The following is a 15,465-nucleotide window of genomic DNA, read 5'->3' as shown; positions in this document are numbered from 1 at the left end:
ACTCGGATGTGCGCGAAAAAGCCTTGCAACATAAACCAAAAATGATTGTTGCTGGAGCAAGCGCGTATTCACGTACACTTGATTTTGCTAAATTCCGTGAAATTGCAGATGAAGTCGGAGCGTACTTAATGGTTGATATGGCTCACATTGCTGGCTTAGTAGCAGCTGGAGAGCATCCAAATCCAGTACCTCATGCTCACTTTGTAACGTCAACGACCCACAAAACACTTCGTGGCCCACGTGGCGGATTGATTCTTACAACCGAAGAATTTGCGAAGAAAATTGATAAAACAATTTTCCCAGGGATTCAAGGTGGTCCATTGATGCATGTAATCGCTTCGAAAGCAATAGCATTTGGAGAAGCACAACAACCTGAATTCAAAACGTATATTCAACAAGTGGTCAAAAATGCGAAAGCATTATCTAACTGCTTAATTGATGAAGGCATTGATGTTGTTTCAGGCGGCACGGACAATCACTTACTGCTCGTTAACTTAAAGTCTTTGAACTTAACTGGTAAAGTAGCAGAAAAGTTATTGGACGAGGTTGGCATTACAGTGAACAAAAATACGATTCCTTTCGATAAAGAAAGCCCATTCGTTACTTCAGGTATCCGAATTGGAACACCAGCTGTAACATCTCGTGGTTTCAAAGAACCAGAAATGAAAGAAATCGCGTCAATCATGTCGAAATTATTGAAAAACCACGAAGACGAAGCAGTTCATAAAGAAGCGGCTGAACGAGTAGCAGAACTTACTTCTAAGTTCCCTCTTTATCAGGTATAGAAGAATTGATTTATGCATAATTATGAAGGACTTCTCCCATTTGGAGAAGCCCTTCTTTTTTATGGGAAATCATTCTATTTGAAATATTGAAATACTATAAAAGTAACTCAATATTAGAAATTTTTTTGGCTAAAATAATGTTCAGCCGAGTGATATTGGGGTATTCCTACCATTACCTCAAGACCGTAAAGTTTGGAAAATAATTACCAAAATATTGTGTAGGAGGCATATTCATCTATTTTGAATAGTAAAATCGTCGCTTGCTACTAGCACATATGTAACTAGTCAAACTATTAGAAATGTTTTATATTTGTATAATACTTATTTTAAAAGAGTATTATAAATTGAAAAACTATTTTTCATCACGAAGCACAGAAGAACTAAGGGGGATTTAAATATGAAGGGCAAGACGCAACCAAAAGGTCTTCAACGGGGGCTTGAAGAAAGGCATATAACACTGATGTCTTTAGGAGCAGCCATCGGAGTAGGACTGTTTCTTGGATCTGCAACTGCAATAAAGTTAGCAGGACCGAGTATTTTATTTGGATATGCATTCGCTGGGATGATGATGTTCTTTATTATGAGAGCACTTGGGGAAATGGCTATTCACAAACCAGTAGCGGGTTCGTTTAGTAAATACGCACGTGATTACTTAGGACCGTTGGCAGGATACATAACTGGATGGAATTATTGGTTCTTATGGGTCGTAACTTGTATGGCCGAAATAACGGCTGTTGGTATTTATATGGAATACTGGTATCCAGACACGCCGCGCTGGATTTGGGCTTTAGCAGCATTAGTTGCAATGGCTTCGATTAACTTTTTAGCAGTCAAAGCGTATGGTGAATTGGAGTTCTGGTTTGCTTTAATTAAAATCGTCACGATTATCGCGATGATCTTTATTGGGGCAGGCATGATTKTATTTGGTATTGGTAACGGGGGCATTGCAACCGGTATCAGTAATTTATGGGAACACGGGGGCTTCTTCCCGAACGGAATTRAAGGGCTTTTATTATCTCTGCAAATGGTTATGTTTGCTTTCCTTGGTATTGAAATGATTGGTGTAACAGCTGGAGAAGTCAAAAATCCAGAGAAATCGCTTGCAAAAGCGATTGATTCGGTTTTCTGGCGCATTCTGATTTTCTACGTAGGGGCACTATTTGTCATCATGTCCATTTATCCATGGGAGGAAATCGGATCAAAAGGAAGCCCGTTTGTAATGGCATTTGAACAAATCGGTATTCCTGGCGCAGCTGGTATCATCAACTTCGTTATTTTGACAGCAGCACTATCTTCTTGTAACAGTGGGATTTTCAGTACTGGAAGAATGTTGTTTAACTTAGCAGAACACGGTGAAGCTCCAAAGAAATTTGCAAACCTGACAAGAAACGGTGTTCCAGGAAAAGCCGTTATTGCAACAGCAATAGTTTTACTGGTTGGGGTAATTTTGAATTATATAGTGCCGGCTAAAGTATTTACATGGGTAACGAGCATCGCAACTTTCGGTGCTATCTGGACGTGGGGGATTATTTTGGTTTCTCAAATCCAATTCCGTAAGAAACTAAAACCTGCGGAGAAAGCAAAACTGAAATACAAAGTTCCTTTCTTCCCGATCACATCTTATATTGCACTTGCTTTCCTAGTGTTTGTTATCGTTGTAATGGCATATTCCCCGGATACAAGAATCGCACTTGTTGTTGGGCCACTATGGCTAGTTTTCTTAACAGTTTATTATTATGGAAAAGGGTTCCACAAAAAGAACCGAGCCCATCACTCGAAGTAAAATAGTGTGGAATTTTAAGGCACCATGGACGATTAGTCTGTGGTGCTTTTCTTATTTTTTCGACAGACATGATTTGAAAGGATAAAAATAGCTTAAATACATTATAAGGTAATTTTCATAAGGGAAAACTTGGTGTGCTTGTATTGAGAATTCAAATAAATTATATAAAAGGAATAAACATTCGCGAAAGAGAACAAATCAAAATAAGAGAGGGAATAAACACTCCTCTCCAATTGGAAAGGAACCTTTCAATCAATCATCTTGTCATATAAACGAAACTTTCTTAAAAATGTAAATATGAAGGGAGTCGAGCGTAACCGTTTTTTTCTGCTATAATAGATAAAGTTTGAACGTTAAAGGAGAGGACAAAATGGGAAAAGTATACGTATTTGATCATCCATTGATCCAACATAAATTAACATATATCCGTGACAAGAAGACGGGTACGAAAGAATTTCGCGAATTGGTAGATGAAGTAGCAACATTGATGGCTTTTGAAATTACACGCGATATGCCTCTTGATGATGTTGAAGTAGAAACGCCAGTAACAACAGCTAAAGCAAAAGTTTTATCTGGTAAAAAATTAGGCATCGTGCCAATTTTGCGTGCCGGTATCGGTATGGTAGACGGTATTTTAACATTAATCCCAGCGGCTAAAGTCGGACATATCGGCTTATACCGTGATCCAGAAACTTTACAGCCTATCGAATATTATGTGAAGCTCCCAGCGGACGTTGAAGAGCGTGATTTTATATTAGTTGATCCAATGCTTGCAACGGGTGGATCTGCACTTGTTGCAATCAATGCTTTGAAAAACCGCGGTGCAAAAAGCATTAAATTTATGTGCTTAATCGCTGCTCCAGAAGGTGTAGAGGTTCTTCAACAAGCACACCCTGATGTTGATATCTACATTGCTGCCCTTGACGAAAAATTGGACGACCATGGTTACATCGTGCCAGGACTTGGCGATGCTGGTGACCGTTTGTTCGGAACAAAATAAGTAAGGAAGTGCTTTGACCTTGACGAAAAAATGGAAAGTCATGACGATTTTTGGGACACGCCCAGAAGCAATTAAAATGGCACCACTCGTATTGGAATTAGAAAAACATACAGACGAAATCGAATCCATCGTGACCGTAACGGCGCAACATCGCCAAATGCTTGACCAAGTATTGGACACATTCGGCATTACACCTGACTTCGATTTGAACATTATGAAAGACCGCCAGACTTTAATCGACGTGACAACACGTGGACTTGAAGGATTGGATGCAGTCATGAAAGAATCGAAGCCCGACATCGTCTTGGTACATGGCGATACGACAACGACTTTCATTGCAAGCTTAGCGGCTTTCTATAACCAAATCGCAGTTGGTCACGTAGAAGCGGGACTTCGTACATTTAATAAATACTCACCATACCCTGAGGAAATGAACCGCCAATTAACTGGTGTTATGGCAGACCTGCATTTCTCACCAACGGAAGTATCTGCAGATAACCTTCGCCGTGAAAACAAACCGGAAGATCGCATTGTCGTAACAGGCAACACGGCGATTGACGCGTTGAAAACAACGGTTCGCGAAGAGTACTCGCATCCTGTACTGGAACAAATCGGCTCAGACCGAATGATTTTATTGACGGCACACCGTCGTGAAAACTTGGGTGAACCGATGCGCAACATGTTCCGTGCAATCAAACGTTTGATTGAAGAACATGACGACGTACAAGTTGTCTACCCAGTTCATATGAATCCTGCTGTACGTGAAATAGCTAGWGAAATCCTTGGAAATGATCCACGCATTCACTTGATCGAGCCTCTAGAAGTACTCGATTTCCATAACTTCGCAGCACGTTCTTTCATTATATTGACTGATTCAGGCGGCGTGCAGGAAGAAGCACCTTCTTTAGGGAAACCGGTTCTTGTATTGCGCGATACGACTGAACGTCCAGAAGGAATCGCGGCAGGAACATTGAAGCTAGCGGGTACGGACGAAGAAACAATTTATGGTTTAGCAAAAGATTTGCTGACGAACGATGAAGCTTATGCGTCAATGTCTCATGCATCCAACCCGTATGGTGACGGTGAAGCATCAAGACGAATCGTTGAAGCGCTGAAAGACTATTTAAATAAGTAGAAAAAAGGAAAAGGGACAGCCTCGGCAGTCCCTTTCACTATGACATTGTTAGGGAATTGTATCCGAAAACGTGAATTTTAGATATAGTTGTCCGAATTCTAGATAAACGTAGGTGAAATCTAGATAACGCTACTCGAATTGAAGATATCACCACACAAAATGCAGATAACCTTCTTCGAATACGAGATAAACATCGAGATAACCACTACTAAACAATCTGCACCAGCACCAAAAAAAGATATTTCATAACAACTCAGCCTGCTGTTTGCAAATTTGTCGACAATATGTCGATTGAGGCGACTTTGTGAAGTTTTTCACGGGAATCAATTGACATCATTTTACCCCTATTGTATGCTTACAAAGGGTATGAATGAGAGGGCTTTCATGTGTATAATTCACGTTGAAACCTTGTCGTATCTGCTTTCTATCAGATTCGCGATTTTTACAAAGTCATGCAAAAACGTGAGGATCACCATGCGTCAAACGAGACGTCCTTTACAAGAAATGGCCCTTTATTCGGCTATTCTCTCACAACTTGTTGGTTCTATTTTAATAGGAGTTTTCACTGGAATGTGGCTCGATGACAAAATAGACACCACCCCGTTATTTTTAGTGCTTTTTCTGTTCATTGGCCTTGCAGTCGGTGTAACAGCCATGATCTTGACCATTCAAAAGAGTGAATCATGATTTAGACCGTTATTTATGTATAGGAAGAAACTCATTTAACAGTTTCAACAGTAAGACCATACATAGAAACTACTTTCCGTTTAAACACCCTTTGCAAGAATTTCTTTCGGTTTGACATGAAGAATGTCGAAATCAGGAAGAAGCATGAATTCAGTAATCTCGATTGTCTTCTATTAATAGTAGACAGGATTATATACATGAAAAACTCTATACCGAATTGTGAAAGAGAGGTGAATGCACGTGCATCATGAGAACCCGACGGTGGTATGGCTTGGGCTTACGTTCAACCTATCAAACGTTATGATGCTAACAGTAACGGCACTTATCGTTCTATTAATCGCRGTAGTTTCTACTCGGAACTTAAGTTTAAAGCCAACTGGTATGCAAAATTTTATGGAGTGGTTAATGGACTTCGTAAAAGGGATTATCAAAAGCAATATGGACTGGAATACAGGTGGACGATTCCATGTTCTAGGTATTACGCTTATCATGTTCATCTTTGTAGCGAACATGTTAGGTCTACCATTTTCAATCGTTATCAATGGTGAATTGTGGTGGAAATCTCCAACCGCAGATCCAATCATAACGATGACGTTAGCGGTTATGGTCATGATATTAACTCATTACTATGGCATCAAGTTAAAAGGTCTTTCCGAGTACGGAAAAGATTTCTTGAAACCTTTACCGTTCCTTCTGCCCCTTAAGATTGTAGAAGAGTTCGCCAATACGGTGACACTTGGTCTTCGACTTTACGGGAACATTTATGCAGGGGAAGTATTGCTAGGGTTACTAGCAGGTATTGGCGGCGCAAGTWTTTTTGGTTTTGCAGGAGCATTGATTCCAACATTAGCTTGGYAAGGTTTCTCGATTTTCGTCGGAACGATTCAATCGTTCATCTTCGTCATTTTAACAATGGTTTATATGTCTCACAAAGTGAGTCATGATCATTAAGTATAACTTGTTCAATACTTGAACAAAGAAAAAACAAATTTCAAGGAGGCAACACACACATGGAAGGTTCAATTGGTATTTTAGCAGCAGCAATCGCAATCGGTTTAGGAGCTCTAGGAGCAGGTATCGGTAACGGATTAATCGTTTCAAAAACAATCGAAGGTATGGCTCGCCAACCTGAAGCACGTGGATTATTACAAACAACAATGTACATCGGGGTTGCATTAGTAGAAGCCCTTCCTATCATCGCAGTAGTTATCGCGTTCATCGTTTTAAACAAATAATATATATATACTCACAAATGGTAATGGCGAAGTTGATCTTTGACGATTCTTCGTCATTCTCTTATGAATATTGATCGTTTTTAAACATAGAAAATCCATYTGTTTAGATTCAGATAAAGACTTGAAGCTCTTGAAGGGAGTGAAACAATCGTGTTTTTGGATTACCTCGTCCTAAATGCCACTACAGAACATGCTGTAAAAGCACTTAACACTGGTGACATTTTTGCTACTTTAATCGTTTTCATCCTTTTAATGGTCCTATTGAAGAAATTCGCATGGGGTCCGTTGATGGGAGTAATGAAGCAACGTGAAGAGTTAATTGTTAGTGAAATCGAAGCAGCTGAAAAAAGCCGCCAAGAATCACATCAATTACTTGAAGAACAACGTGCCTTATTAAAAGAAGCACGCACAGAAGCACAAGCGATTGTTGAAAACGCGAAGCAACAAGGCGATGCACAACGTGAAGAAATCATCACAACTGCACGCGCTGAAGCAGGCCGTTTGAAAGAATCAGCTGTCCGTGAGATTGAAACAGAAAAAGAAAAAGCTATCGCAGCAGTACGCGAAGAAGTTGTATCTCTATCTGTTCTTGCAGCATCTAAAGTTCTTGGAAAACAAATTTCTGAAGAAGATAACCGTGCGTTAATCGAAGAAACGATTGCGAAGGCAGGCGATGTAGTGTGAGTCAATCAACTGCAGCGAAACGTTATGCCCTAGCATTGTTTCAACTAGCACAACAACATAACCAACTAGCTCACGTGGAAGAAGATTTCCGTGAAGTGAAAGTGGTATTTAAAGAAAATCGTGAATTGCAGGTTATGCTTGCTTCTCCAAAGCTTTCTTTAGACCGTAAAAAAGAGTTGATTCGTGAGTTATTCGGTAAAGCTAATCCATTCGTAGTGAATACACTGCAAGTGTTGATTGACCGTAAACGAATCAATGAAGTAGTGGCAGTAGCTACTGAATTTGAAACACTTTCAAACGAAGCACAAGGTATTGCTGACGCGAAAGTATTCTCTACACGTCCTTTGACTGATGATGAGCGTGCGGCGATTTCGTCTGCATTTGCACACAAAGTAGGGGTGAACTCTTTACGCATTGAAAACGAAATTGATCCATCATTGATTGGTGGCATTCGTCTTCAAATCGGGAATCGTATTTTCGATAGCAGCGTAAGCGCTAAGCTAGACCGCTTGAAAAAACAACTTATTGGTTAATATTATGAAACGAAAGAGGTGACATACATGAGCATCAAAGCTGAAGAAATCAGTGTCTTGATTAAACAGCAGATTGAAAATTATCAATCTGAGATGAAAGTTAGCGATGTGGGTACAGTTATCCAAATTGGTGATGGTATCGCTCGTGCTCATGGTCTCGACAACGTCATGGCTGGAGAATTATTGGAATTCTCTACCGGTGTTATGGGTATGGCACAAAACTTAGAAGCGAACAACGTAGGTATCGTTATTCTAGGACCATATGCAGATATCAAAGAAGGCGATGAAGTACGTCGTACAGGCCGTATTATGGAAGTACCAGTTGGACCAGAATTGATTGGCCGTGTTGTCAATCCACTAGGCCAACCAGTTGATGGCTTAGGCCCAATCAACACAACAAAAACTCGTCCAATCGAAAGCCCAGCACAAGGTGTTATGGCCCGTAAATCGGTTCATGAACCATTGCAAACTGGGATCAAAGCGATTGACGCACTAGTGCCGATCGGCCGTGGTCAACGTGAGTTAATCATCGGTGACCGTCAAACAGGTAAAACAGCTGTTGCGATCGATACAATCCTTAACCAAGCTGACCAAAACATGATTTGTATTTACGTAGCAATCGGTCAAAAAGAATCGACTGTTCGTAACGTAGTTGAAACGCTTCGTAAAAACGGCGCATTAGAATACACAATCGTTGTTACTGCATCAGCATCTCAACCAGCTCCATTATTGTACCTAGCTCCTTACACAGGTATTACAATGGCGGAAGAATTCATGTTTGATGGCAAGCATGTACTAATTGTTTATGATGATTTATCTAAACAAGCTGCTGCTTACCGCGAACTTTCATTATTACTTCGTCGTCCTCCGGGTCGTGAAGCATATCCAGGGGATGTATTCTACTTACATAGCCGCTTGTTAGAGCGTGCTGCTAAGTTGAATGAAACACTTGGTTCAGGGTCAATTACAGCTCTTCCATTCGTTGAGACACAAGCTGGAGATATCTCTGCTTATATTCCAACAAACGTAATTTCGATTACGGATGGACAGATCTTCTTACAATCTGACCTATTCTTCTCAGGTGTTCGTCCAGCAATCAACGCGGGTCTTTCAGTATCACGTGTTGGTGGTTCAGCTCAAATTAAAGCAATGAAAAAAGTTGCGGGTACACTACGTCTTGACTTAGCTGCATTCCGTGAACTTGAAGCATTCGCTCAATTCGGTTCTGACCTTGATAAAATAACTCAATCCAAATTAAACCGTGGTGCACGTACAGTAGAAGTATTGAAACAAGACTTGAACAAACCGCTTAAGGTTGAAAAACAAGTTATTATTCTTTACGCTCTTACACGTGGTCACTTAGATGATATTCCAGTTCAAGATATCGTTCGTTTCGAGAACGAATTGCATAGCTGGTTAGATTCAAACCACACAAACGTTTTAGATCACATCCGTACAACAAAAGATCTTCCTGCTGACGAAGACTTAGTAAACGCGATCTCAGCGTTTAAAAAGACATTTGCTAAATCAGAGTAATCTTTTTGGATGAATAAAAAACGATAAGGTGGTGAAATACCAGTGGCATCATTACGCGACATTAAAAGCCGAATAACATCGACAAAGAAAACGAGCCAGATTACAAAAGCGATGCAAATGGTGTCGGCTTCGAAATTGAACCGTGCAGAATTGAATGCGAAATCATTCGTTCCTTACATGGCGAAAATTGAAGATGTCGTAGGAGCAATCGCTTCAGGAACTAGCGATAATGGGCATGCAATGCTCAAATCTCGCCCTGTAGCTAAGACAGCTTACCTCGTCATCACTGCTGACCGTGGACTTGCGGGTGCATACAACAGTAACGTGTTACGTGCTGTAACGAATGCAATTCGTGAACGTCACACATCAAATGATCAATTTGTAGTCTTTGCAGTTGGACGTATCGGTCGTGATTTCTTCACGAAACGCGGCATTACAGTAATTGAAAGTGCAGTCGGTTTACCGGATCAGCCTTCATTTGCTGATATTAAAGAAATAGCGCGCAAGGCTGTTGGTATGTTCACAGAAGGTATGTATGATGAACTTTATATGTACTACAACCATTTTGTTAGCGCCATTCAACAAGACGTTACAGAGAAAAAGGTGCTTCCGTTAACGGACATCGCAATGACAAGCACAGCTGCTTCATATGAATTCGAGCCTTCAGGCGAAGCAATTCTTGAAGTACTGCTTCCACAATATGCGGAAAGCTTGATCTACGGTGCTTTACTAGACGGCAAAGCAAGTGAACATGCTGCACGTATGACAGCAATGAAGAGCGCAACCGATAACGCAAGTGAACTAATCAGTTCATTGACATTACAATTCAACCGTGCACGTCAAGCAGCGATTACCCAAGAAATCACGGAAATCGTCGGCGGCGTAGCGGCTCTAGAATAGAAGAAGTAAGTAAGACAGGAGGGAACAAGTATGAACATAGGACACGTTCTTCAAGTAATGGGTCCAGTTGTTGACGTTAAGTTCAACAACGGCCAGTTACCAGCAATCTATAACGCATTGACAGTTGCGATTGAACGTCCAAACCAAGAGCCAACAACGTTAACTCTTGAAGTTGCGTTACACCTTGGTGACGACTCTGTCCGTACAGTAGCTATGTCATCTACAGATGGCTTGAAACGTGGTGCGGAAGTTACAGACGCTGGATCAGCAATTACAGTTCCAGTTGGTGACATCACATTAGGTCGTGTATTCAACGTACTTGGTGAAGTAATTGACTTAGGCGAAGAGATCCCGGCTGAATTACGCCGTGACCCGATTCACCGTCTTGCACCAACGTTCGAACACCTTTCAACAGAAGTTGAAATTCTTGAAACAGGAATCAAAGTAGTAGACTTATTAGCTCCTTATATCAAAGGTGGTAAAATCGGTCTCTTCGGTGGTGCCGGTGTAGGTAAAACTGTACTTATTCAAGAATTAATCAATAACATCGCACAAGAACACGGCGGTATCTCGGTATTCGCAGGTGTTGGTGAGCGTACGCGTGAAGGAAATGACTTATTCCACGAGATGAGCGATTCTGGCGTAATCAAGAAAACAGCAATGGTATTCGGTCAAATGAACGAGCCGCCTGGTGCACGTATGCGTGTTGCCTTGACTGGTTTGACAATGGCTGAGTATTTCCGTGATGAGCAAGGTGCAGACGTACTATTGTTCATCGATAATATCTTCCGTTTCACTCAAGCAGGTTCTGAGGTATCAGCCCTTCTAGGTCGTATGCCATCAGCCGTTGGTTACCAACCAACACTTGCTACTGAAATGGGTCAATTGCAAGAGCGTATCACGTCTACTAACGTAGGTTCTGTAACATCGATTCAAGCGATTTACGTACCTGCCGATGACTATACGGATCCAGCTCCAGCAACAACATTTGCTCACTTAGATGCAACAACAAACTTAGAACGTAAACTTTCTGAGATGGGTATTTACCCAGCGGTAGATCCTTTGGCTTCAACTTCTCGTGCATTGTCACCTGAAATCGTTGGCGAAGAGCACTACTCAGTTGCTCGTCAAGTACAATCAACACTTCAACGCTACAAAGAACTTCAAGATATCATCGCGATTCTTGGTATGGATGAGTTATCTGATGATGACAAGTTAACGGTTAACCGTGCTCGTCGTATTCAGTTCTACTTATCTCAAAACTTCCACGTAGCTGAGCAATTCACTGGCCAAAAAGGTTCATACGTACCGGTTAAAGAAACAGTTCAAGGATTCAGACAAATTCTTGATGGTAAATATGATCACCTACCTGAAGATGCATTCCGTTTAGTTGGACGCATTGAAGAGGTTATTGAAAAAGCGAAAAGCATGGGCGTTGAAGTTTAATAACAGGGACCAGGAGGGGAAAAAATGAAGACCATCAAAGTCAATATTGTCACTCCCGACGGCCCGGTATACGATTCTGAAGTCAACATGATCATTGCCTCTACAACAACTGGTGAAATTGGTGTGCTACCTGGACACATTCCAATGGTTGCTCCACTTAAAGTGGGTGCCATTCGTCTGAAAAAGGAAGGAACAACTGAAATCGTAGCAGTAAGCGGCGGTTTCTTGGAAGTCCGACCTGACCAAGTATCCATTCTAGCTCCATCAGCTGAAGTAGCTAGCACAATTGATATCAATCGTGCGAAAGAAGCAATGAAACGTGCTGAAGAACGTCTGAACTTATCAAAACAAGACGACGTCGATTTCAAACGTGCGGAACTATCATTGAAACGCGCAATGAATCGTATCAACGTTAATGAGGGTAACATCTAATAAAAGATGGCGAGTCGAGGAGTAGTATTCTCCTCGACTCGTTTTTTTATTTGATAGGTGGGGGTCTCTCTATTTCACAGTTCGATATAGAGGATTCACTGTTGTTTATTTACATTGCTCAATGTTATATCTGAATGTAACGAATGTATTTCTGGAAATGGGTTTTCATTCTCCAATTTCATTGTTCAACACAATTCGAACGTGATAAGTTTATTAACTTAATTTTTCACATTCGTTCGTATGCTGCCAGACAACATCTTAACAAAAGTGTTTTCCTTACTTAATTCGACCACTTTTCAAACAAAAAGGAGCAATCACCATGTATACACAAATTGGGCAACAAGCAATCCTTGGCATTTTATCGCATACATTTTTTATCGGAATTACATTTTTTGCACTTCGTGCTGTCATGATCGAAAAAGTTGTCAAAAAGCAACATGTTTTTCAAGTGCAACTACTATACATTCTTTTGAGCATTGCAATCGGTTCTTCAGTGTCGAACTTCTTTTTGCACATGTCGACTTGGTCGAAACAGATTCCGTTCCTCTTTTCATAAAGAGTCTCTTTATGTCCATAAAGATGAACGAGTTTCGTAGCTATGGCCATGGAGAGAACAAATATTACCCGGGAAATAAATTGTCGAAGGATGGTTTAATCCTAGTGTCGAAGGGAATTAGTAGGTAGAATAACTTAACAAAAAAGAGTTTAAAAGAGTTCCATTTTGACCGACACAAAGAACTTGTGACTTACGTATCATATAAAACAGTTACTTGTCAAAAAGTTCACAAAAAATGAGGGAATGGGTACTTGTGTTATACGAGAAATGTCTGTAATATGAGTAATGTTTTTATTCCTAATAAATGACATCATACGAGTTTAATCGACACATAGAGAAAAATCATTATATAAAACATGGAGGGTCAACATTGGATAAAATTATTGTAAGAGGCGGCCATAAGTTAACAGGGAAAGTAAGAGTAGAGGGTGCAAAAAATGCGGTACTACCGGTATTGGCAGCAGCTCTTTTAGCAACAAAAGGAAAAAACATCATTCGTGACGTAGCGAACTTAGCAGATGTTTACACGATAAATGAAGTATTGAAAAGTTTAGGTGCATCAGTGCAATATTTCCCAAAACAAAACGAAGTCATTATCGATTCTTCAGCTACATTATCAAGTGAAGCTCAATTCGAATACGTTCGTAAAATGCGTGCATCGATCTTAGTAATGGGACCGATTTTAGCTCGTAACGGCTTTGCGCGTGTAGCACTTCCAGGGGGCTGTGCAATCGGTTCTCGTCCAATCGATCAGCATTTAAAAGGTTTTGAAGCGATGGGCGCTGAAATCTCATTTGGTCATGGATTTGTTGAGGCAAGAACAGAAGGTCGCTTAAAAGGTGCTAAAATTTATATGGACTTCCCAAGTGTTGGGGCTACTGAAAACATCATGACGGCGGCAGCATTAGCAGAAGGAACGACAATTCTTGAAAATGCTGCAAGAGAGCCGGAAATTGTAGATTTGGCGAACTTCATCAACGAAATGGGTGGACGTGTTATCGGGGCTGGTACCGACACGATTCGCATCGAGGGTGTAGAAGAATTAGAAGGTACACTTCACCATATCATTCCTGACCGTATTGAAGCAGGTACATTCATGGTGGCAGCTGCCATCACAAAAGGTGATGTAACAATCGAAAACGCAGTTCCTGAGCATATGGCAGCGTTAATTTCCAAAATGGAAGAAATGGGCGTTTATATCAATGAAGAAGAAGACGGACTTCGTATCCGTGCAACTGAAACATTGAAATCAGTGGATATTAAAACAATGCCGCATCCTGGCTTCCCGACTGACATGCAATCACAAATGATGGCATTGATGTTAACGGCAACAGGCACGGGAATGTTGACTGAAACGGTATTTGAAAACCGCTTTATGCACGTAGAAGAATTCCGTCGCATGAACGGGAATGTGAAAATTGAAGGTCGCTCGGTTATTATGCAAGGACCATCAGAACTTCAAGGCGCAGAAGTGGCAGCAACTGATCTACGTGCAGCTGCAGCATTAATTTTAGCGGGCTTGGCTTCAGAAGGCGTAACACGCGTTACTGAACTTTACCATCTTGACCGTGGATACGTGAACTTCCACTTGAAACTACAGGCACTTGGAGCAGACATTGAACGCGTTTCATCTGAGTCTTCTGATGAAAAAGTAATGCAACAAACCGTTTAATCCCTATCCTATCCTATTCCAAAAACCGACATCTTATACCCAAGATGTCGGTTTTTTTGTGGAAAATTTTATTCCTGTTAATACTCAGTTTTGGGAAGAGGGGGTAGGGGGATATTTAGTTTATGCCATTTCCTTTTTATTTGTTCCTATTCGGAAAGCTCACTTTGTTTATATTAATCCGTAACAGTAATACCCCTCAGAATGAAGTGGGAGGGGGCAAGTTGGTTTGTTTACGCTTTACTCCTGTTAGAAGTGTGGCAATATTAACGGGAGGGAGTTTTTATTCCCTTTCAAGATTTGTTCCTATTAAGGATACGTTTAATCCCTCTCGCGAGTACTTTATTCCCGTTCGCACTATTCCCATTCGCCCAGTTACTTCCAAAAAAATTCCATAGAAGTGTTTTGTTTCCGTTGCGATGCTGATAAGAGATCTCGACATACGATATGAAGAAACCCATTTGAAATCTAGATTTACTCGCATTAAATCCAGATAAATTCTAATGCTCTCTGTAATTCATATTCTTTACTCTATCATCATATATTCCACCATGAGATACTTAGCCATTGTCATCACCTGTCTCTGTTTATTCCTCCTGCCACTGCAAATAATTAAGAAACTACCGCAACAAGGGCAAGAGTCAGCACCCGAACCCGAAACCGACAATGTTGTAGCTTGTGAACCTATACTAATTCGCGTGGAAGGGCATGCTGAGCCGTTTCCATTAGAGGACTATGTCAAAGGTGTCGTACAAGCAGAAATGCCAGCTACGTTCCAGCTAGAGGCCTTAAAAGCGCAAGCAATTGCCGCACGAACATTCGCACTCAAAACAACCAATTTTGGTTCAAAATCTATTAAACCAACTACTTCACACCAAGCGTTCATCTCACCGAGTGAACGCATATCCCCTCCAAACATCGCACAAGCAATCACGGAAACTGCCTCACAAATTCTTACCTATAATAATGAACTCATCACAGCCATGTTTTTCTCCACGAGCAATGGGAAAACGGAAAGCGCGAAAGGGTATAGTGGTAACGACATTCCATATTTAGTCATCACGGATAGCCTGGGGGATACCAT

General features: G+C 40.9%; 16 protein-coding genes. All 16 read left to right on the top strand.

Annotated elements, in window-relative coordinates; translation table 11 throughout:
- A partial coding sequence (locus AC1DSB_RS05030; protein WP_477585971.1) for a serine hydroxymethyltransferase occupies positions 1-785 on the top strand: 785 nt, incomplete at its 5' end.
- Positions 786-1,182: 397 nt separating this feature from the next.
- Positions 1,183-2,568: an amino acid permease gene (locus AC1DSB_RS05025; protein ID WP_477585969.1), complete on the top strand. Its 1,386-nt coding sequence runs from the start codon at positions 1,183-1,185 to the stop codon at positions 2,566-2,568.
- Positions 2,569-2,938: 370 nt separating this feature from the next.
- Positions 2,939-3,568, top strand: coding sequence for a uracil phosphoribosyltransferase (upp, locus tag AC1DSB_RS05020; protein ID WP_016428261.1), 630 nt, complete (start codon positions 2,939-2,941; stop codon positions 3,566-3,568).
- Positions 3,569-3,587: 19 nt separating this feature from the next.
- Complete coding sequence (gene wecB / locus AC1DSB_RS05015) at positions 3,588-4,703, top strand: non-hydrolyzing UDP-N-acetylglucosamine 2-epimerase (protein WP_477585967.1); 1,116 nt, start codon at positions 3,588-3,590, stop codon at positions 4,701-4,703.
- A gap of 474 nt (positions 4,704-5,177) precedes the next feature.
- Positions 5,178-5,390: an AtpZ/AtpI family protein gene (locus AC1DSB_RS05010; protein WP_342542165.1), complete on the top strand. Its 213-nt coding sequence runs from the start codon at positions 5,178-5,180 to the stop codon at positions 5,388-5,390.
- A gap of 240 nt (positions 5,391-5,630) precedes the next feature.
- On the top strand, positions 5,631-6,341 hold the full coding sequence (gene atpB / locus AC1DSB_RS05005) for a F0F1 ATP synthase subunit A (protein ID WP_477585973.1): 711 nt from the start codon (positions 5,631-5,633) through the stop codon (positions 6,339-6,341).
- Positions 6,342-6,400: 59 nt separating this feature from the next.
- A complete protein-coding gene (gene atpE / locus AC1DSB_RS05000) occupies positions 6,401-6,625 on the top strand; it encodes a F0F1 ATP synthase subunit C (protein ID WP_016428257.1) in 225 nt (74 codons plus the stop codon).
- A 150-nt stretch (positions 6,626-6,775) separates the two neighbouring features.
- Positions 6,776-7,309, top strand: a complete 534-nt coding sequence (gene atpF, locus AC1DSB_RS04995; protein ID WP_016428256.1) for a F0F1 ATP synthase subunit B — start codon at positions 6,776-6,778, stop codon at positions 7,307-7,309.
- Positions 7,306-7,842: a F0F1 ATP synthase subunit delta gene (locus AC1DSB_RS04990; protein ID WP_016428255.1), complete on the top strand. Its 537-nt coding sequence runs from the start codon at positions 7,306-7,308 to the stop codon at positions 7,840-7,842. Before atpF ends, AC1DSB_RS04990 begins: the two co-directional genes overlap by 4 nt.
- Positions 7,843-7,869: 27 nt before the next feature.
- A complete protein-coding gene (gene atpA, locus AC1DSB_RS04985) occupies positions 7,870-9,378 on the top strand; it encodes a F0F1 ATP synthase subunit alpha (protein WP_016428254.1) in 1,509 nt (502 codons plus the stop codon).
- A 42-nt stretch (positions 9,379-9,420) separates the two neighbouring features.
- A complete protein-coding gene (gene atpG, locus AC1DSB_RS04980) occupies positions 9,421-10,278 on the top strand; it encodes an ATP synthase F1 subunit gamma (protein ID WP_477530878.1) in 858 nt (285 codons plus the stop codon).
- 30 nt (positions 10,279-10,308) lie between these two features.
- The gene (atpD, locus tag AC1DSB_RS04975; protein ID WP_016428252.1) at positions 10,309-11,724 is read left to right on the top strand and encodes a F0F1 ATP synthase subunit beta; all 1,416 of its coding nucleotides are present in this window, start codon (positions 10,309-10,311) and stop codon (positions 11,722-11,724) included.
- A gap of 24 nt (positions 11,725-11,748) precedes the next feature.
- Positions 11,749-12,156 carry a F0F1 ATP synthase subunit epsilon gene (locus tag AC1DSB_RS04970; protein WP_016428251.1) on the top strand — a complete coding sequence of 136 codons (408 nt, stop codon included), beginning with the start codon at positions 11,749-11,751 and terminating at the stop codon, positions 12,154-12,156.
- Positions 12,157-12,475: 319 nt separating this feature from the next.
- Positions 12,476-12,712, top strand: coding sequence for a DUF1146 family protein (locus AC1DSB_RS04965; RefSeq protein WP_016428250.1), 237 nt, complete (start codon positions 12,476-12,478; stop codon positions 12,710-12,712).
- Between the two features lie 370 nt (positions 12,713-13,082).
- Positions 13,083-14,384, top strand: a complete 1,302-nt coding sequence (gene murA, locus AC1DSB_RS04960; RefSeq protein WP_477530879.1) for a UDP-N-acetylglucosamine 1-carboxyvinyltransferase — start codon at positions 13,083-13,085, stop codon at positions 14,382-14,384.
- Between the two features lie 500 nt (positions 14,385-14,884).
- The coding region (locus AC1DSB_RS04955) for a SpoIID/LytB domain-containing protein (RefSeq protein ID WP_477585965.1) at positions 14,885-15,465 on the top strand (581 nt) is incomplete at its 3' end.

The sequence above is a fragment of the Paenisporosarcina sp. P4_E4_2 genome (assembly GCF_056401595.1).
Note: the sequence above shows the minus strand (reverse complement) of the source record. Positions and strands in the feature narration are given on the sequence as shown.